Raw genomic sequence first — 20,961 nt, forward strand, 5'->3', positions numbered from 1 at the left:
ACTAACTAACTTTTTATGTTTTTTTAAAATACTTATTTTTCTCCTCCTCCTTATCATAGCAAAAAACGTTTTCAGAATTACATCAGAATTGCATCAGCTTTGTAACAATTTAAAAATCAATTCCACCTTTGTTCCCTTGTCACTGCTTATACAAATATCCCCTTGTTGCTTTTTCATAATTTCCTTACAAATTGCAAGTCCAAGGCCCATACCACCATATTGATTCTGTAATCTTTTATTGGCAGTATAAAAAGGTTCAAAAACTTTTTTCAGATGTTCCTTTGGTATACCTCCACCATTGTCTGTTATAGAAACAATTAAAGATCCAGGCCTTGATAACATTTTTATAACAATGGAAGTACAATCACTGTATTTAATTGCATTGTCAAATATATTTAAAAATACTTGCTCCGTTTTTTGTTTATCTATCCAAATGAAACGATCAAATAAAAGTGACTCTATAAAAATATTGTATTTCTCTAATCTTGGTCTTAAAATTAACAAACTTTCCTCTATTATACATTTAAGATTCGTTTGCGCAACTTCCATTTGAAAATCTTCCTTATTTAATTTAGAGAGATTTAACAATTCTTCTACAAGGCAAAGCAGACGATGTCCACCCTTTTGAATATAATCGAGACATTGTGTTTTATCTTTTTCTGTCTTTACTCTAGGAAGCAAATCTGCATATCCAATGATTGAGGTTATAGGGGTTTTTAATTCATGGGTTACGTTATCTAAAAATCTTTTTTGATTTGCCTTCTCATCTTTTAATTTTAAAATAGAGTTGCTTATATTAGTAGACATAAGATTAAAGGAGTCTGCTAAATCCTTGATTTCATCCATGGTATCAATTTCTATAGTATTTGTAAAATCTCCATTTGCAACCTTCTGGGAGGCTCCTTTTAAAGATACAATAGGACTTACAATTTTTCTAGAAAATGTATTGCTTAAAAGAATAGAAAGAAGCAGCGCTAGTATGCCTACCAAAAGCATGGTTACACTTGTATTTTTAACTAAGCCTATTTCTTTATCTAGGGGATAAATATACCGAAAGCAACCAATAGTTTCTCCTTCAAAATAAAGCGGGCTAGAAAATAAAATATATTGCTTGTTTTTAATTTTTTTCATAATATATGATTTGGTTCCTGAAAGTGCATAAGTAACATCTTTATTCTCTAAAATTATAGGGTACTCTTCGGAATCCCCTACTAGTCCATCCTTGTTGTATAATTGAATTCTGAATTTATAATGATCGGACAAATTTTTAGCTATAAAAGGACTCATATTCTTAAGAAGTTCTGGCAAGCCTATGTTTTTTTCGTTATCTAAATATGTGATTATATTTAATTGGCTGTTGTAACTCTCTTGTTTTAGCATTGTAATAGTACTTTTTATTATATTTCCATAAAGGTTACCAATGGTAATGAAGCAAACAATAAGTAAAACCGGAAGTAAGACTGCTATATTCATAATTACAATTTTATTTTTTATACCAATTTTCATTTCATACCTCTAATCTATATCCAGCACCATAAATAGTTTGAATAGCATTCCCATGATTTTTAAGTTTTTTACGAATTCGTTCTATATGAATATCAACAGCCCTTGTGTTTCCCTCATAATCATAACCCCAAAGTTTTTTTAGTAACTCGGTTCTAGAAAAAACCTTATTAATGTTTTGTATTAAAAGATTTAAAGTTTCAAATTCTCGAAAAGTAAATTGTACTTCTATGGAATCTATAAAAATCTTTCTTTCAGCTTTTAGTAGCTTGATGAAACCTTTTTCTATTTTGTTTTCAGAATTTTCATTATGGCGCTTCGATTGATTTATCCGCCTTGAAATTGCACGTATTCGCAGTATAATCTCCCTGCTATCAAATGGTTTTGTAATATAATCATCCGCGCCTAACTGTAATCCTAGTAGTTTATCATTAAGTTGACCTTTTGCAGTAAGAAGAATAATGGGAATTCCCCTATTAATCTGTTGCATTCTATTCATAACTTCATAACCATCTAAATCAGGTAGCATTAAATCAAGTAACACTAGGTCTGGATTTTCATCCTGAAATACCTTGATTCCATTATTACCAGTAGCACTAGTTATTACCTCAAAACCTTCTAGTACTAGGTTCATACGGACTAGATTTAGAATGCTTTCTTCGTCATCTATAAGTAAAATTTTCATTTTAAACAGCTCCTTCTTATATATTCTACTCTTCACAATGTATTACAAAATCTCTATATTTAATGGCTTTTTCACTTGTACTTTAAATATTTGTAAATGTTTCGGCGGGTTATAACTTTGGCATTTAAGAATGGTAATATTTAAAGAGTATTATTGTAACGTAGTTTATAAATAAAGTATATCACTGTATTCAATGATACACCTACTCGTATAAAATATTGATTTTTCACTCTATTATGCAGGACCTAATTTTTAATTATAAAGAATTTATTAAGTTTCATAATAAGATACAATAAACATATATAATAATAATTGTAAGAAGAACAATATCTCAGTATCTACCAGGGTTTGTGCACATGGCTAATAGATATATAAAGTTAATTTATTGAATAAAAATAGGGGGAGAATTATTATGATTAAGAAAAAAATTATTACTACATTAATTGGCTTATCTGTTATAGCCTCTTTATTTACAGGTTGCAGTACTAAAGGGGATGTAATAATACCCGAAGAGGTAATAACAAATGTAATGAAAGCAAATGAAAAATCAAAGTCTTATTATGCAGAATTTAAAATGGATAGCTACGAAAATCAGAAGTTAAAAGAAAGTATGTTATTTAAACAATGGACTGATAACTCTAGTGGTAAAGTAAAGACACGTATAGAAACAGAAGATAAAACTTCTGGGAAAGTTGTAACCACAAACGATGGGGACAAACTTATATCCTATACAGCTAAAGATAAAAAAGCTTTTAGTATGAAAATAGGATCTGAGTTAGCTCTAGGTTCAAATGCAAACTATAAGGATCAATTAATTAATCAATTGGGAAATATAAGTAAGACACATCAATTAACTTTTAAAGGTGAAGAAACTGTGGGAGACTTTAAAACCTATCATATTTCAGCAGTGGCAAAAGAAAAGAACAGTATTATAGGAGATCAAGAGTATTGGATAGAAAAATCCAATTGGTTTTTGGTGAAATCCTCTTCAGAGAGTGGAAATAACAAATCTATTATGGAATATTCAAAACTAAATTTTTCACCTAAATTTGATGATAGCGTATTTGTCCAAAAGCTTCCCTCAGATGTTAAGGTTGAGAGTATTGAGGGTGCTGCAAAAAATAATGAAACTACTATAGATTTAAATAAAGCTGCTAAAATAATAGGAAAACCTATATTGACTTTAAAAGAAAATTCAACCTACAAGTTAAAAGAAGTTAAATATTTAAATATTGAAAAAAGCAAACACAAAGAAATAAACCAGATTTACGAAAAAGATGGAGCTTTAGCTTTTACATTAACTACAGTAATAGATGGTAATAAAGTAATTGATAGTGTTGATAAAAACTTAAAAATTCCAGGGGAAGAGGAAATAACTATTAGAGGTAAAAAAGGATCAGCTATGAAAGATATTAAATGCATTTCATGGAGCGAGAATGATCTTAATTATAGTATACTTGTTGGAAACCCAAAAGTTACTATGGAAGATGCTAAAAAGGTAGTGGAAGCTTTAGTCGTTACAAATTAGCAAAAACATTACATGTGCAGGATTTACACATGTAATGTTTTTTTATTAATGAATTTCAATAAAAATTTATACGGTCTCAAAATAAGTATATCATGGTATAATATTGTGCATATAAGCATTTTATGGGGGAATAGTACATGAAGGAAAAAATATTAATAGTTGAGGACGACGAAGCGATTGCTAGTATAATGAAAGAACATTTGACAAAGGAAAGTTATGAAGTATTTTGGGCATCAACCGGTAAAGAAGGCCTAGAGGATTTTAAAAAAGAAGAGTTTCAGCTAGTTATGGTCGATGTTATGCTTCCAGAGATGGACGGATTTACATTGTGTAAAAATATAAGATGGTTAAATGAAGAAGTACCAATAATAATTGTTAGTGCAAAGCAAACGGAGTTAGATAAAGTAAAAGGGCTAAGATCAGGGGCGGATGACTATATGACAAAACCCTTTAGCCTTATGGAAATATCCGCCAGAATTGAAGCGCATTTAAGAAGAGGTAGAAAAAAAGAAAATTATATTCAGATAGATAAAAAACTTCAATTTAAAGATGGGCTAACAATAATCCTAGAAGAAAACAGAGTATTACTAAACGGCTATGAGCTATCCTTAACTTCAAAAGAATTCGACATCTTGGCTCTGATGGCTCAAAATCCTAATAAAGTATTCTCAAAAGGAGATCTTTACCATCATATATGGGAGAATGTTGATGTGAATGGTAATAACACCGTTACCGTTCATATTAAGTCTCTCAGAGAGAAGATAAATGATAATATAAAAAAGCCTACTTTTATTCAGACAGTATGGGGGACAGGTTATAAATTTATAGGCGAGCTAAATATATGAAACTTAAAAAATGGCTTAGTTTATCTCATTTAATTATAATGTTAGCTCCAATAATAACGGCTGCCTTATTGTTTAACGTTCTCGTAGATTATAATAAAAATAATGATTTAAAAGATTATTTACTCATTATGAGCAAATTTAAAGTCTATGAAGATAAAATACAAAGTCCTGAAATATATAATACAAATTCCTTAAAAGATAAGAACTTTGTAATAAGTAAAGATAAAAATTTAGTACTTATAGAATTATATACAGATGTGGGAGAAAAAATATATCCTTCTAATGAAAGCAGCATGCTATATACTCAAACACAAGAATTGTATTCTGATTTATACAAGGTAGTTACTGGGTATAAGGCCTATACTTTAAAAAAACCAGTATTTAAGGATAGTACATTAATAGGATTTTATAAGATTACTATTGCAAGAAATATTTTTGTTAAGGATGTAAACAATAAAACAATAATTGCAATAATATGTTTTATCTTCGTACTTATTATAATCTATGCATCTGTTATATTGCTACTTAATAGAAAATTTAATAAGCCAATAAAACTATTAGTAGAAGGAATGCATAATTTTGCCACGGGAGATGGAAATACAGTTAAGTACAAAAACAAGGATGAAATAGGCGAAATTATTACTAATTTTAATATCATGGAAGAGGACATAGAAGATAAAAGAAAAACTATAGAAGCAGACCAAAAAACAAAAGAATATATGATTTCTGCAATATCACATGACCTTAAAACTCCGTTGACAGCCGTAAGAGCTTACTCAGAAGCTATTATTAATGAAAAAGATTCTGATATTAAGAAAATTAAAAATAAAGCTTTAGTTATATTAAATAAAAGTGTTTATATGCAAAAAATGATAGATGATCTCTTAATGTATAACCTACTAACAACAGATTATAAGATGAATTTTGTAGAGGTTGATGGTTATGAACTCTTTGAAATGCTCTTCTCTGGCTATGATGAAGATTGTGAAAAGAATGAAATTAAGCTTATATGTGAAATAAGCCTTCAGGGTAAATATAAGGTGGATGTAAACCAAATGACAAGAGTAGTAGACAATTTGATGTCAAATGCTCTAAGATACACTCCTAAAAGGGGAAATATTTACATGGGTGCTTTTTCAATGGGAGATAAGAAACTTACAGAGAGGCTTGGACATAAGGATATCGAGGAGCTAAATCTTATAAAAAGTGAAGGCTTTGTACTTTTAATTAAAAATGACGGAGTAATCATTCCAAAAGAGGATAAGGATAAAGTATTTTTACCTTTTTACCAGTGTGATGACTCTAGGAGTAAAAAGACAAGTAATGGCGTGGGCCTAGGTCTTAGCATTGTTAATCTAGTAATAGCGAAGCATGAAGGTGAAGTAAGAATATTTTCAGAGGATAATAGTACAGTTTTTGCTTGCTGGATTCCACAAAATCAATCTAAGGAATAACGTAATATGGCAAGCAACATAAAATACAAAGGACCAGATTTAAAATAAAATCTAGTCCTTTGTAAATTTAAACTAACATTAATTTTTAATTCTCATTCTATAGAAGGAGCGCCATACAAATATAATCGCAATTACAAAGAATACCGCTCCAATGTATGGAGCTACAGCTCTGAATCTTTCTGATATAGCAATTTCCATAGCAAGCATTCCAAATAATGTTGTAAATTTGATTATTGGATTTAATGCTACTGATGAAGTATCTTTGAAAGGATCTCCAACTGTGTCACCAATAACACAAGCATCATGAAGCGGAGTACCTTTCTCATCTAAATCAACTTCAACAACCTTTTTAGCATTATCCCAACATCCACCTGCATTTGCCATAAATATAGCCTGATATAAACCAAAAACTGCTATAGATATAAGGTAAGCAACGAAGAATGCTACTGGCTCAGTGTTATTACCTCTAGGTGCTGAGAAAAATGCAAATGCTAGTGCAAATGAGAATATCGCAACAAATATATTAAACATTCCCTTCTGTGCATATTGAGTACAAATTTTAACAACTTCCTTAGATTTTTCTGTAGATGCTCTTTGATCTGCATTCTCATCCAATTCTATATTTTTCTTGATAAATTCTACTGCCCTATAGGCACCTGTAGAAACTGCCTGAGTAGATGCACCTGTAAACCAATATATTATCGCACCACCACACATAAATCCAAATAAAGTGTAGGGGTTAAGTAAATTAAGAATAGTTTCAGGTTTAACTTTTAATACATCTTGAATAACTAAAATAAGTGAAAAAATCATTGTAGTGGCTCCAACAACAGCTGTACCAATAAGTACAGGTTTTGCAGTTGCCTTGAATGTATTTCCTGCACCATCATTAGCTTCAAGGTAGTATTTTGCTTTTTCAAAATCTGGTTTGAAACCAAAATCTCTTTCTATTTCTTTCGAAATATTAGGAATAGTTTCAATAAGTGATAGTTCATAAATTGATTGTGCATTATCAGTTACTGGGCCATAACTATCTACTGCAATAGTAACGGGACCCATACTTAGTAATCCGAAAGCAACTAAACCAAAAGCAAAAACTGAAGGGTATATCATTATATCTTTTAAGCCAAGTGTACTTGCAAGATATGCTACAAACATTAATACTACAAATACCATCCCCTGCCAGAATGCACTGAAGTTACCAGCAACAAGTCCTGAAAGAATATTTAATGAAGCTCCGCCTTCTCTTGATGCTGTAACAACTTCCTGTACATGTTTTGATTTACCACTAGTAAATATTTTAGTAACCTCAGGAATAAGTGCTCCTCCCAAAGTGCCACAACTAATAATTATAGCTAGTACATACCAAATACTATTAGAATTTGCGGTTAATGCAACCTGAGTACCAGGTCCAAGAATTAAGTAACTAACTACAAAAATAACAATTATTGATAGTATTGATGAAATCCAAATAAGATTTGTTAGAGGCTGTTCAAAATCAAGATCATCGGCATTACTGTATTTCATTTCACTATAAGCTCTGTTTATATAAAATGCTGCAATTGATGTAACAACCATCAATATACGCATTGTAAAAATCCATGTAAGAAGAGTAGACTGAAGTATTAATCTATCTGCCTGCGGAAATGCCATACCAACCGCAAGAACAATAAATGAGATTAAAGCGACTCCTGTTACTCCATAAGTCTCAAATCCATCAGCAGTAGGACCAACGCTATCTCCTGCATTATCTCCAGTACAATCTGCAATAACTCCTGGATTTCTAGGGTCATCCTCTTTAATCTTAAAAGCAATTTTCATAAGATCTGATCCAATGTCAGCAATTTTTGTAAAAATACCACCGGCAATACGTAATGCACTTGCGCCTAATGATTCACCAATTGCAAATCCTATGAAACTTGCACCTGCAAGGCTACGTGGAACAAAAATTAATATTATTAACATCATAAAGAGTTCTACGCAAATTAAAAGTACTCCAATGCTCATACCTGCATCAAGAGGAATATTTACAAGGTTTAAAGGTTTACCCTTTAATGAAGCAAATGCCATCCTACTATTTGCAAACGTATTCATTCTTATGCCATACCAGGCAACACCGTAAGACCCTAGTATACCAACAATAGTCCAGCCAAGTACTAATAATACTCCACCAAAGCTAGTTCCTTGCAAGTAACCAAAGTAAAATGCAATAATACTACCTATAAGAAGAAATAAAATTGCAATAAATTTACCTTGCTGAATTAAGTAAGTTTTGCATGTTTCAAATATAATAGCTGAAACATCAAGCATTGATTTATGTGCTCTAATTTTCTTTACCCTTAAAAATTGATAAAAACCAAATGCCATGCCCAAAAGACAAATTACGAGTCCCATCATAAGTGTTCCATTTTGACTAGATGATAACTCTGGAATCTTTAAATTCGATTCATCTGCATATGCAATAACCGGTGATAATGAAGCTAAAATTACACTACTTAGAATTGAAACCTTTACAATTTTGTCAGTTTTGTTAGTATTCATAAACACTACCTCCCTAAAATTATAAATTAAGTGGTACCTAAGTTCCACATTGAATAAGTTACATTCAGAAACTAATATAATTTAATGAAGAATTTAGGATAATACAAGTACATACTACCACTTTGAATAATAATATTCAACTTTTTTTAACTTTTTTTGAATAATTATCCTCCCTTCTTGTAAATTGAAATATATTCTAATAAATACAATAAAAACAATTCCCACTTTATATTATGCCATAAATGTAAAATAAAGTACATACTCAATTCTATTAAATATTATATTTAAAAAGTATAGGAAGGCATAAATTTATAATTTATCATAAGCCTAAAATAGCCCACACCTTACCATAAGATGTGGGCTTACTATTATTTATTTAAAGTAATCATAGTCCTGAACTGCTATTTAATAACCTCTATTCATTATAGAACCTATTATAGCAGCAAAAAATATAATATATATTACCAATATCCGATTTTTGCTTATTTGTCTATGTTTACTTGTCGTTTTACATGTTGTTACTTAGAATTTTTTCTATGATTAATTACTATATCTTGTTTTTGAATCAATGTTAATGAAAGATTTAATACTATGCTCTCTTTGATAGTATTAAAATTCATTTCTAAAGGGAATTTATCACTAAAAGGTTTTCTATCAAGTAGGGTATATGTTTCATAAATTTTCACCCTTTCCATTTTACAATTTATAGGTTCAATGTCACAATTAATATATTCACTACATTGAGTGTTCTTTTCCCTTAAATATTCATTAAAATCATTATTAATATTTAAACAATCCGATGATATATAAATGGGGATATAGTCTAGACCCTTTCCTTTTGAGAAAACTGGGCGAACCTTACAGTTGATTAAGGAGGTACATTTAAACGGGATATAAATTATAACACATTCAGTATCTAGATTAATTATGTTATCATAAACACCTTTTGCTATAGAAAAATCTATTTCATTTCTAACAAAACCCTCTAAAAAAAGGTTTCCATTCAACAAGGGTAAAATATCATCTTTTTCATAAATAGGTAATAACTTACTACTAGTTAAATATACGTTCTTTTTCATGTTTTTTATATCTAATGCAGCATTTTTCAATCTAAATGTTGATTCAATAGGAATATCTATATTTTTTTCAGCTATTATAACTGGTAATGTTGCTATTAAAGTTTCACAGTAATTATTATTTATATTTTCATGAGTTTTATAAATGTCATTGATAGTAATATTACTATCATCTTTTTTCTTTATACCTTCAATATCATCTTTAATAATTACCTCTTGTGTCGGAAGTATGTATGTTGTCTCCAATTTATCTTCTGAATTTCTAATCAAGCTTGACTTATTTGCTGCTGCATTATTTTCACGACTAATATCTATTAAGCAGTTTTGCAATGTTTTATTACTCATTTCACTATAATATAATCGTTGTATTAGTTTTGAAATAATAAAGGTTTTTTCCTTACTTAATCTATCACAAATAGGAGTTATAAATTTCGAATCATCTTTAATAGTTACATCTTGTATAGGTAGTATTAATTCTAAATCCTCTTCAATGATTACTTGCTCTATAGGCAGTATTAATTCTGAATCCATTTTATCTTTCGCATTTTTCTTTACAATTAAATTATCTAATTTTTTATTTTTATGTTTAACATTTGTTGAGTTTTTCTTGGATTTTTTATTAACATTTATAATACAATTTGGTTGTTGTAACATATTCAAAATAATAAGCAACTTAACCATTCCCAATTTGTCACTGTTATTGTCTGGTTTCATTGAAGAATGCTCCTTTATTGTAATAATTTGGTATATGAAATAAAATGGACTAGACTAGCATACTGATTATTTATTTTATTTCAGATGCCTTATGTATTTAAATATCATCAAATATATTATATCGATGATATTTAACTAACCGCTTTTCTAAAGAATAATTTTTTTTAGAAAAACGGTTATTTTTAAGTGTTTATAAGAGCTCTTTACTCGTCGTCATCATCGCAACAGTGAACAACCGGAATATTTACCTGCTGTAATTGTAATACTTTGACTCTAATATATACAACCATTTTTTCTATTACTTTATTATAAAGTTGTACTTTTGAATTAGTTTTATGGTATAAAGGATCTGTATTAATATCGTCTTCAAAAATCCTTATTCCTTCTAATTCACAGTATGGACTTTCAGTAAAAGTTATATTATCTTCAAGATATTGTTCACATTCTGATTTTCCCATAATAGTGCCCGTACAGTCATTACAGCCACAACTACTTAATAAATCTATTTCTTTTTGGACTCCTCGAACTTTAACTACTGGTGGCACTGTATATACAACTTCTGTTACAGCTGTAAATGGTACATCTATTGTTGTATGAGCGATTCTACCACTTACAGTTTCTTTTTCTACACAGTCAGCAGTAGCGTATTCTATATTTTTTCTTACGAATCCACCTATAAATAATTTTCCAGATATAAGAGTACCATCTGCAGCAATTACGCCCGACCTAGGTAGTAATTTGCATTGAGTTAAATATACATTTTTCTTTATTCTTTTAATTTCAAAAAATGGCTCGTTTAATTTAAACACAGCTTCAACATCTATTTGAATCTCTCTTTCGCCGAGTACTACAGGAATTTTAGCTACTAGAGGGCCTCTAATACCAACTGGTGTAATAGTAGTTCCACTACTTAAAGGTAATGTTTGTGAACTAATAATTTTACCACAATTATCGCAAGGGTATACATCTTGATTTTTTTCCAAAGGTAATTCCTCCTTTAATTAGGTCTTATGACCTTCTACATACTATGTAGAAAATATAATAAGCGTTACCTAAATATCATTAAATATATAATATATCGAATATATATAAATAACCGTACATATAAAGAATAATATCTTCTTTATATGCACGGCTATACCTAAATGTTTATATATTTACTTTTCGTAATCGGAATACTGAGTTGTAGTGCAATCGGGTTTAACTGGCTGAGAAAATGGAATATTTACCTGTTGCACTTGTAATACTTTAATTTTAATATATAAAACCATTTTTTCTATTATTTTATTATAAAGTTGCACTTTTGAACCTGGATGACATTTTATAGGATCTGCATTTATATCGTCTTCAATAATTCTTACTCCTACTAACTCACAGTATGGGGTTTCAGTAAAAGTTATACTATCTTCAAAATATTGTTCACACCCTGATTTCCCCATAATAGTTCCTGTGCAGTCATTACACCCACAACTACTTAATAAATCTATCTCAGTTTGAGCCCCACGAACACTAACTACTGGTGGCACTGAATATTCAAGTTCCGTAACAGCTGTAAATGGTACATCAATTGTTGTGTGTGCTATTCTACCACTTACAACTTTATCCCCTATACAGTCAGCTGTTGCATATTCTATATTTTTTCTTACAAATCCACTTATAAATAATTTTCCGGATATGAGAGTACCATCTGCAGCAACTACTCCCGATCTAGGTAGTAATTTACATTGAGTTAAATATACATTTTTCTTTATTCTTTTAATTTCATAAAATGGTTCGTTCAAATTAAGCTCAGCCTCAATATCTATTTGAATCTCTGTTTCGCCAATTACTACAGGGATTTTAGCGACTAAAGGGCCACTAATACCACTTGGTTTAATTGTAACTCCACTACTTAAAGGTAATGTTTTGGAACTAATAATTTCACCACAATTATCACAAGGGTGCGTAGTTTGATTCTTTTCCATAAGTAAATCCTCCTTTTTTTCAGGTCTTAAGATCCTTTACATAATATGTTATAAACAAAGCAATAGTTACCGTATATTTACTTATTGTAATACTTTGATTACGAAATTTAATAAAGAACATGTTAGTATCATTTTTAATTAAGTTACGTATTATATATTAAATAAATCTAAGGAGCGCGATGTTATGTCTAATATTAAAATAAATTATCATCCTGAAGAGTGGTGTGAAGATAAAAATGATTGCGAAGACCAATGTGATTATGAAATAAAACATGATAATAAACCTACTGATAAAGATAAGTGCATTTGCGAAAAAAAACATGATGATAAACCTGCTGATAAAGATAAGTGCATTTGTGAAAAGAAACATGATGATAAACCTGCTGATAAAGATAAGTGCATTTGTGAAAAGAAACATGATGATAAACCTACTGACAAAGATAATTCCATTTGTGAAAAGAAACATGATGATAAACCTACTGACAAAAATAATTGCATTTCTAAAAAGAAACATGATGATAAAAAGGAATTATCTGAGTTAGACGAAAACCCTTGTAATATCCAGTCCCCCTTTACTTATTCAAGGTGGTCATGTTCATAAAGTTAAGTTAAAACTGACTTTTTTGATTAATTATATTGTTTTGTTAAAAATTCAGACCTATGAATACATGATATCAATGGCAATCACGTCCATTTTATAAAACTACTCCATCAGTAAATGCTTGCTATTGCCTGTATATAAATGAAAAAAATAAAGATACAGAGTTTATTACAACTCTGTACCTTTATTTTTAAGAATCTAATCCATTTTATTAAATTAATTCTAATAACATATAACTGGAGTATTAGCATCAATATTGTTATATATCGTTTTTGCTAAAATAGGTGGACAATTTATACAACCATGAGAACCATTTGTCAAATATACACTTCCGCCAAATGAAGATCTAGCAGCTAGATCATGTATTCCAATTCCGCCATTAAATGGCATGAAAACATCGACAGGCGTACTGTATCCCTCTCCCTTTAATGTTGCATTCTTTTCCTTATATTTTAGTTTATAAACACCGGTAGGGGTTTGATGATGATTGCTAACACCACCAGTAACAACATCTCCTTGTACAACAAGAGAACCATTCTTATAAAACCATAAATGCTGTTTCGTCAAATTAATTTCAACATAAGTACTGCCAATATCATTTATATCATGAGATGCAGCAGTTTGTATGTAATGTGGCTCTTTTGCTATAGTTTGTCCAGCTTTTATAGCCACAATTAGATCATTGACTTCCCCTGAACGACTAACCAACCAACCATAATCGCCTCCACTTACCTTTACCGTTTTCCCGAGAGACGTAGCGAAATTTCTTTGCTTACCATATGTATTATAATTATCATCAACTTTTTTTACATAATCATCCATTTTATCTTTATCAAATGTAATTTCGAGGTTTTCGTCAACTCCGAGAAAGTTATGTATTATAGAGCCGTCTAAACCTTCTTCATCTCCAGAAAAAGTATACGTGATCTTTGAAGTTATATACTTATTAAGTAAAATTTTAGTGTTTTTAACTTTTTGAGATGTTGACGTATATTTTGGATTGATGTAATAATTTCTCGCCTCCAAATCGATTGTTGTTTCTCCTTTAACAATTGCACTTACTAAATTTGCATAAAACTGCTTGCTATCCACTTTATTTCCTTTAACTTCCTTTACAATAACGTAACCCTTATCAGAAAATTTAAAGCTAACATTTTTAGGCTCAATTATTTTTTTGCTATCAGAAACTGCTAGCTTGTCAAAACGTTCTTTTAATAGTTTATTATCATATGTAACTATGCCATTCATTTCAGAAGTTTTCGGACTAAAAAACGAAAAAATCCACGTAAATGAATTCTGACTTTCTTTTAAAGCTTGAATTTTATCTTTTACATTATATTTTAAGCCAATCTCATTAGCCTTAATCTGTTCTTTCACACCATTTCGTTCTTTCAAATCCAATGTATATGTTTTAGATTTCGTTAACATTTCTGCATCAACTTCCTCTACAGTTTTACAAGAAGCATCAATACCATTAATTACAAAACCATAATAAAAATGATTGCTAAAATACATTGATATACCCAAATATATAACTATTAAAATAGGTAAAGTCACTATACTTACTTTAATAGTTTTTTTATGTATTATTGTTTGCATTGCCCTAAGGCACCTCCTTTAATAAGAATTTTATTTTGTATATACAATTCTAGTTTATTAAAATTCAAAATAAATTCAGCAAATATTTATTACTGTGTTAATTACAAAAACAGATGATAACTTTTGCCTTCACTAAGCAAGTAATATCTAAAATATGATCATTGAATTATAATAAGCATCTCTGTGTATTATAATTCTTTTCCACTTATATGTATACAATTATGACATGAAAGGTAAAAATTTGTACATGAACAGTGTTTTTACAACATATTTGTCGTTTTATATACACTTTTTACCTTGTGTTGATTTGATTTCAAAATTCAACATGCTCTTTTATAAAATCTTCATTCATGTATCCAACCGTATAAGAACTACCCAAGATGTCCCCTGCAATTGTTACTTTACATTTAGCAACAGCTTTTTTCTTTTGGAATATATTTTGTATTTTTTCCATCGACTGTATAGACTCCTTTTGTATTATAATAGTTTCTCTTGCAAGTTTTCTATATCTCATAACAATAAACTTATCACTGCAATACAGTCCATTATCAATAAATCTTGTATAGTATAAGATTAGCAAGATAGGAATTAATAAAAAGATACAGTACCCATAAGGTGCAAAATATGCTACTAAAGACATTACTATAAATTCAGGTACTAATCTAAATAAAAGAAATCCCTTTAAAGCTTTTTTAGGAGACTTCTCTAGTTTATAACTTATATTCATTTCAGGTAAAATATCCACAAAAAACTTATCAAGCACTGTTCTTTTAGCAATAGGACAAATCATTGTACTCTCACCCTTATCCTTTCCATAACCTATGGTTTCAACATTTAATGAAAAGTACCCTAATGACTTTTTAATAACTCCCTCAACTATTGATAAACTTTGAATTCGTTTCACCGGGATAGTTACTTCCTTTTTATCAAATAATCCATATGATAATTTAATATTATCGTCTTCGCGTATAACTGTAAATTTATAATATTTTATAATAGTTAAACCAATAGATATAACCCAGGAAATAAACAAAATAGTAAAAATTAATATTACTACATATTTGATTATATTAACACCATTAACTCCCTTCATTATATTATTAGTATACCCTTGAGCTTTTTTCTTAAATTCCTTCGGCACTATATCGTCTACCTTTGAATAAAAAGCAGAAATTATAAAAAATCCAGCTAAAATACGAGTAGAAAATGTCGCCATAACAAATAAATCTTTTAAAGAAGAAGTGAGCTTTTTTATGTTTTTTTCTTCTACAATTTCATCTTGATTTTCATTTTCTTTAACCTTAAATATAATACTTTTAATTCTTAGTGCTTCCTGCTTAGATAAGAAAATAGATATTTCAGACTTTTTATCTCCACCCGCAGTATCTATCTCAAGCCTGCAGACATTAAAAAAGCGCTGAATTAATGATGACGATATATCTGCAGTATGTACTTGTGAAAAAGGAACGGTTCTCTCATGAATTTCAAAAATACCGTATTTCATGTACATGCCCTCAGCTTGGACGTTATATACATTTCTCTTCCATTTAAATATAGCTAAAGCGCTAACTATACCAAAAAAAGCAATTATCACTATAACTTCAGTATAATCTCCGCCATACTTTTTAGGGATTTTAGAACCTATGGATATTAAAAATATAATAAGTGGAACTATACTATTTTTTATAAATTGAAAAACCTCAGAAAATATTGTAAATTTATGTTGGTGCTTTAATTCTCTCATATACTTCTCTCCTGAACAGTTTTCGTAATACTTAACTGAAGTTCATTTCCTATCTCACTTTCTAAATATGGAATTTTATAAGCTCCCCCAGCAGTATGTATAGTTAAATTTATCAGTTTATACTTTTTTAATATTATTCCTTGCTCTGTATCTACATACTGAACTCTACTCATTGGTATAATTACATTTATTTCAGTAACCACTCCATATTTCAAGATAATTTTTTCTTCGTCCATATCATAACTAAATTTTTTATACTTATATTTTGGCATAAACAATGAATTTATAAATATTATAATTGCTATTACATACACACTAAATATTAATATATATTTCCATATTGAATCAAAGCCTAAAAATATACTTAAAGCCACTGCAATTACTAAAAATACACTTGTAATAACTAGTCCATCAATTGTCCACATTTTTTTTGAAAACGGTGAAATTTTTTTCATAATAACCTCCATAAAATTATTTGCTTATTCATCCTCTAGTATCTATTGTACTATATTTAGTTATATTAGTGGCAATATAAACCAAAAAGACTAACACAATAATTTCTCCCCGTGTTAGCCTTAAATTTAGAAATCACCTCGCCCAGTCTTTTGGACATTAACTTTTACATTTACTTCAATTTCTGAATTACATATTATAGAATTCCAATCTACTCCCTTTTGTCTACCATATTTAGCTGCTGCAACCTGACCTAGATCCAAACAATCAACTTTATATTGACTTTTCATTTTGGTTATAAAATCATCACACTCTTTTTTAATTTTTTTAGCCATATCTCGCTTAAACTCATCATCTTTTTCAGGACTGCCTTGTAAATTTTTGTAAAGTGAATTTTCTATTATATCCCCTTTTAAATCAATATTTATAGTAAATTTATATTTATCATCTTTCTTAGTACAAGATATTTTCCTCTTGGAAGTTGCATAATAGTTAATATATTCTTTTGCATTCTTTTGTATTGTAATAATGCCGCGAACATTATTTTCTTTTATCATATTCATTGTTTTAGAGTCGTCTATACTTATTTTTGTAACCATTTTATCTTTTTTAAACAAAACCATTCCAGTAATTTCAATTCCCTTATTTTTTATTTCAAGGTAAGGCAATACAAGGTTTCGTCCCTCACTATCAACTGCAAAAAACAAATCTATGACTTTATAATTATCTGAAAAAAAGTTATAGTATTTGGAATTCTTAATTAATCCCTCTATAAAATCTCCAGAGCTTGGATATCCTTTTATGTTCATTTCAAGCATGTTTGATGCCTTATCTTTGCATACTACAATATAGGCAGTATCATTTAAATATGGATTTCTAAATAAAATATCTATCATATTCCTAATACCATACAATACTGACTCTTCACTCTCAACAACTACCTTTTCAGAACCTAATATGCTTTCCTTATCATCTATTAATTGTCTTGTCTGCCTTGTTTGACCAAAAGTTGTAGCAGTAGAATTTATTACACGACTCTCTATTTTTTCTTGAGGTTCAAATAAATATACTGAAAACAATGTAATATATTTTACAATATCACCCTTTATATCTATGTCTTCTCCTATTGCAGAAATAATATTCAATTGTTCAATTGGTTGCTTCTGTTTTAAACCAGAGGAGAAAAAGATAGCAATCGTAATACATGTTAAAATTGTAATTATATATTTCTTTTTATTATTTTTCATTTTAATTATCCTTTTTCAAATAAATTACTAGTGTTATTATTGTCACATAAACTATATTAAATAAAACATATTTAGGAATTATAAATTTTAGGAAAGTAGTTGATGTTGAAAGGTTACTATATTTTAGGGACAAATAAAATATTAATGGATAAATAATATAAACAATTTTTTTTGTCTTTGTTCTTTTAAAAAAGTCCTTTAATATAAGAACTATTGCAAAATAGTTATTAGCTATTGTTTTGCAAATAATAAGGGCCCATATAACAAGAAACACAAACTTAAAATTGCTAATAACAGGTACTCTTAAAGTCTTAGCTACAATATTTACACACCATAATATTTTTGGAATAGTATCTATTCCCACATAATAAATTGTAATAAATGTAATCCAAGCATAAATTATTGCTGTTATTAAAACACCTTTTATTGATGATTTCATAACCTTTGTCTTATCAGTTATAAATGGATATATTAGAAATATAATTTCAATTCCTCCATAAGCAAAAGCCGAGTATTTGCTCGCCTTTAATATATTTAAAACTCCACTACCTAGTATTGGACATATATTTAAATATTTTCCTTGGAACACCGCAGCGCATAAAATTACAGATAAAATAACAGTAAGTATAAACATTAATTGATTTACTCTTGCTAGGACCTTTAATCCTTTTATTACGGTATAAGCAGCTAACGCAAGTATTACTATTAATATCTTTTGTAAACTTAAAAAACTAACTATCAAAGTCCCCTTTATTAGACTAACTTTAAAAGCTATAGCTGTAGTAAGTAATACAAAATAAAATAAAAAAACAATATTTAAAATACTTCCAATAAATTTTCCAAAACACATCTTGCTTAAGGCTAAAACATTTTTCTTAGGATGTTTTTTACATAAAATCGAAGCAATAATAACCATGTATAATGGATATATAGCTCCAATAAATGCGGATATCCAAGCATCCTGTTTTGCGAAAGGTACTAGATCATTAGGTAATGATAATATTCCAACACCAATCATAGATCCAATAAGCAAAAAAGTAATCTCACCTGGTGTTATCGAGTTACTTCCTATTTTTTTCATTTTTATTTTCTCCAAATTTATTTCTAAAATCAGTTTGTCTTACTGGGTTATTATTTGGTGTAGACTCAGGTCTCTTATTCATTTTCCATAATGGAGCTCTCACAAACATATCTTTTAAATCACCATATTTGTCTAATGGAAAATACGGAACTCCAAAACTATCTAATGAAAGAAGATGTACAAATAAAAAATACAAACCTGCAATTAATCCTAATGCTCCTAAATAATTAACTAAAAATAATAAAGGAAACCCTAGTAGCCTTATTGAGATTGACATATCATAGCTTGGTACGATGAAAGTTCCAATAGTTGCAACGCCTACTATTACTAATGTGCTTGGGCTAACCATTTTTGCCTGCAAAGCAGCATTACCTATTATAAAACCTCCAACTACACTTAATGTTTGAGCAATTTTAGTAGGAAGTCGTAATCCACCTTCTCTTAAAATTTCTATAACAACTTGCATAGATAATATTTCAAGAAATGGCGATAAACCTATGCCTACTCTCGATTGAACTATAGGAATTATAAATCGAACTGGAATCAGTTCAGAATTATACATAATTAAAGTTAAATAAATAGAAGGCAATATGACAACTACAAAAGTTGCAAAGATACGAATGAATCTATTAAAATTACTTACAATTGTTCTTTGATAATAATCTTCTGCTGCTTGGAAAAATTCTATAAACAAAGATGGAACAGTAAGCACAAATGGTGTACCATCAACCATTATAGCAATTTTCCCTTCTAAAATATTTGATTGCACAACATCGGGCCTTTGAGTCACATATGATTGAGGGAAAATAGAATATGGATACTTTTCTATATATTGCGAAACCTCTCCACTAGATCCGATGAAATCTACGTCGATTAATGATAATCGATTACGAATATCAGCAAGCATATCTTTATCTACAATATCATCAATATATAATAAAGCTATATCCTTTTGAGATCTTCTCCCAACAATTAGATTCTCTATTTTCAAATTTCTATCTTTTAGCGATCTTTTTACTAGACTTATATTTACTTGAAGGTTTTCTACAAAACCATCTCTTGGTCCTCTAACTCCCACTTCATCCATTGGTTCTGAAATACTTCTATGTTCAGCACCAGCTGTATCTGCAACAATAAAACTATTTGCTCCATATATAAGAATAGCTGTCTGTCCAATTTTTATATTTTTCGCAACTATATTAACATCATCTTCAATAGAAATTTTGGACATTGAAATATATTTATCACATACATATTCATTAATCAATTCGATGGTACTCAAATCCTCATTAACTTGGTGCATTAAAGGATTTAATATATCTCTATTTATAATATCTTGATTTACTAAACCATCTTTATATAAAAGTACGACCTCAATAGGGTTAACTTTACCAATATGAAATTTTCTGATTATAATTTGTTGGTCGCTACCACATAATTCCATAATAGAATTAATTTTATCCTTTACCTCCATAATCAAATCATCCTTCCGCATAGATATAATCTTCTTTATTGGTTATGTGAAAAATTGTTGCTATATAAAATTATATCCAATTAAAATACAATATAATCATTTCGGATGATTATATTGTAAATAAACCCTATCTAAATATGTACTTAAGCATTCATGATATTTTTTCTTTTTAGTTAACATTAATTATGTCAAACTTAATAAATATTCCACATATTTGCCACGTAACTGACACACTCTTATACTATTATTTAAATATAGAATAGAAGTTAAAGCAGAGCCCCCTTTGCTTTAATATATATAACTAGCGTTGATAATAATAGAACCTATAAGGGAAGCCATAATGAACTGCCCCCTGTCAAGTAGACAGTGGAAATAATTAAAGATTTCAAGCAAGGCGTCTATCATTTGGTAGGCGCTTTGTTTATGCTGCATTACCTAATAGATATCGCTGA

The 20,961-nt window shown here is 29.2% G+C and carries 16 protein-coding genes; 4 read left to right on the forward strand and 12 right to left on the reverse strand.

Annotated elements, in window-relative coordinates; translation table 11 throughout:
• Nucleotides 1-93: 93 nt before the first annotated feature.
• On the reverse strand, nucleotides 94-1,506 hold the full coding sequence (locus tag KPL44_RS17700; RefSeq protein ID WP_216252871.1) for a HAMP domain-containing sensor histidine kinase: 1,413 nt from the start codon (nucleotides 1,504-1,506) through the stop codon (nucleotides 94-96).
• Between the two features lies 1 nt (nucleotide 1,507).
• Nucleotides 1,508-2,188, reverse strand: coding sequence for a response regulator transcription factor (locus tag KPL44_RS17705; protein WP_216252872.1), 681 nt, complete (start codon nucleotides 2,186-2,188; stop codon nucleotides 1,508-1,510).
• Nucleotides 2,189-2,600: 412 nt separating this feature from the next.
• On the opposite strand from KPL44_RS17705, the gene KPL44_RS17710 reads away from it, so the two are divergent.
• The 3 genes from KPL44_RS17710 to KPL44_RS17720 all read left to right on the forward strand — a co-directional run bounded on the left by KPL44_RS17710 (nucleotide 2,601) and on the right by KPL44_RS17720 (nucleotide 6,015).
• Entirely contained in the window at nucleotides 2,601-3,716 is a 1,116-nt protein-coding gene (locus tag KPL44_RS17710; RefSeq protein ID WP_216252874.1) for a LolA family protein, read from the forward strand.
• A gap of 137 nt (nucleotides 3,717-3,853) precedes the next feature.
• Complete coding sequence (locus KPL44_RS17715; protein WP_216252876.1) at nucleotides 3,854-4,561, forward strand: response regulator transcription factor; 708 nt, start codon at nucleotides 3,854-3,856, stop codon at nucleotides 4,559-4,561.
• Nucleotides 4,558-6,015 carry a HAMP domain-containing sensor histidine kinase gene (locus KPL44_RS17720; RefSeq protein ID WP_216252878.1) on the forward strand — a complete coding sequence of 486 codons (1,458 nt, stop codon included), beginning with the start codon at nucleotides 4,558-4,560 and terminating at the stop codon, nucleotides 6,013-6,015. The genes KPL44_RS17715 and KPL44_RS17720 overlap by 4 nt, the downstream gene beginning before the upstream one ends.
• 78 nt (nucleotides 6,016-6,093) lie before the next feature.
• On the opposite strand, the gene KPL44_RS17725 is transcribed toward KPL44_RS17720, so the two are convergent.
• The 4 genes from KPL44_RS17725 to KPL44_RS17740 form a co-directional block, all read right to left on the reverse strand.
• Nucleotides 6,094-8,556, reverse strand: coding sequence for a sodium-translocating pyrophosphatase (locus KPL44_RS17725; RefSeq protein ID WP_216252880.1), 2,463 nt, complete (start codon nucleotides 8,554-8,556; stop codon nucleotides 6,094-6,096).
• A gap of 518 nt (nucleotides 8,557-9,074) precedes the next feature.
• Nucleotides 9,075-10,346, reverse strand: coding sequence for a DUF7852 domain-containing protein (locus KPL44_RS17730; protein WP_216252882.1), 1,272 nt, complete (start codon nucleotides 10,344-10,346; stop codon nucleotides 9,075-9,077).
• Nucleotides 10,347-10,549: 203 nt separating this feature from the next.
• On the reverse strand, nucleotides 10,550-11,329 hold the full coding sequence (locus tag KPL44_RS17735; RefSeq protein ID WP_216252884.1) for a CsxC family protein: 780 nt from the start codon (nucleotides 11,327-11,329) through the stop codon (nucleotides 10,550-10,552).
• A gap of 174 nt (nucleotides 11,330-11,503) precedes the next feature.
• Nucleotides 11,504-12,310 (reverse strand): CsxC family protein, encoded by an 807-nt coding sequence (locus KPL44_RS17740; protein ID WP_216252885.1) that lies wholly within the window; start codon nucleotides 12,308-12,310, stop codon nucleotides 11,504-11,506.
• Nucleotides 12,311-12,494: 184 nt separating this feature from the next.
• Between KPL44_RS17740 and KPL44_RS17745 the strand changes: the two genes are divergently transcribed.
• Nucleotides 12,495-12,911 (forward strand): hypothetical protein, encoded by a 417-nt coding sequence (locus KPL44_RS17745; RefSeq protein WP_216252887.1) that lies wholly within the window; start codon nucleotides 12,495-12,497, stop codon nucleotides 12,909-12,911.
• A 222-nt stretch (nucleotides 12,912-13,133) separates the two neighbouring features.
• Here KPL44_RS17745 and KPL44_RS17750 read toward each other — a convergent pair whose 3' ends face one another.
• The 6 genes from KPL44_RS17750 to KPL44_RS17775 form a co-directional block, all read right to left on the reverse strand.
• Complete coding sequence (locus KPL44_RS17750; protein ID WP_216252889.1) at nucleotides 13,134-14,510, reverse strand: L,D-transpeptidase family protein; 1,377 nt, start codon at nucleotides 14,508-14,510, stop codon at nucleotides 13,134-13,136.
• Between the two features lie 313 nt (nucleotides 14,511-14,823).
• Nucleotides 14,824-16,254, reverse strand: coding sequence for a PH domain-containing protein (locus KPL44_RS17755; protein ID WP_216252891.1), 1,431 nt, complete (start codon nucleotides 16,252-16,254; stop codon nucleotides 14,824-14,826).
• Nucleotides 16,251-16,709 carry a PH domain-containing protein gene (locus tag KPL44_RS17760; RefSeq protein WP_216252894.1) on the reverse strand — a complete coding sequence of 153 codons (459 nt, stop codon included), beginning with the start codon at nucleotides 16,707-16,709 and terminating at the stop codon, nucleotides 16,251-16,253. The genes KPL44_RS17755 and KPL44_RS17760 overlap by 4 nt, the downstream gene beginning before the upstream one ends.
• A gap of 126 nt (nucleotides 16,710-16,835) precedes the next feature.
• A complete protein-coding gene (locus tag KPL44_RS17765; protein ID WP_216252896.1) occupies nucleotides 16,836-17,954 on the reverse strand; it encodes a Ger(x)C family spore germination protein in 1,119 nt (372 codons plus the stop codon).
• Nucleotide 17,955: 1 nt separating this feature from the next.
• On the reverse strand, nucleotides 17,956-19,035 hold the full coding sequence (locus KPL44_RS17770) for a GerAB/ArcD/ProY family transporter (RefSeq protein WP_216252899.1): 1,080 nt from the start codon (nucleotides 19,033-19,035) through the stop codon (nucleotides 17,956-17,958).
• Nucleotides 19,016-20,509: a spore germination protein gene (locus KPL44_RS17775; protein ID WP_216252901.1), complete on the reverse strand. Its 1,494-nt coding sequence runs from the start codon at nucleotides 20,507-20,509 to the stop codon at nucleotides 19,016-19,018. The genes KPL44_RS17770 and KPL44_RS17775 overlap by 20 nt, the downstream gene beginning before the upstream one ends.
• Between the last annotated feature and the right edge of the window lie 452 nt (nucleotides 20,510-20,961).

The sequence above is a fragment of the Clostridium sp. DSM 17811 genome, assembly GCF_018861905.1.
Classification (GTDB): Bacteria; Bacillota; Clostridia; order Clostridiales; family Clostridiaceae; genus Clostridium_AD; species Clostridium_AD frigoriphilum.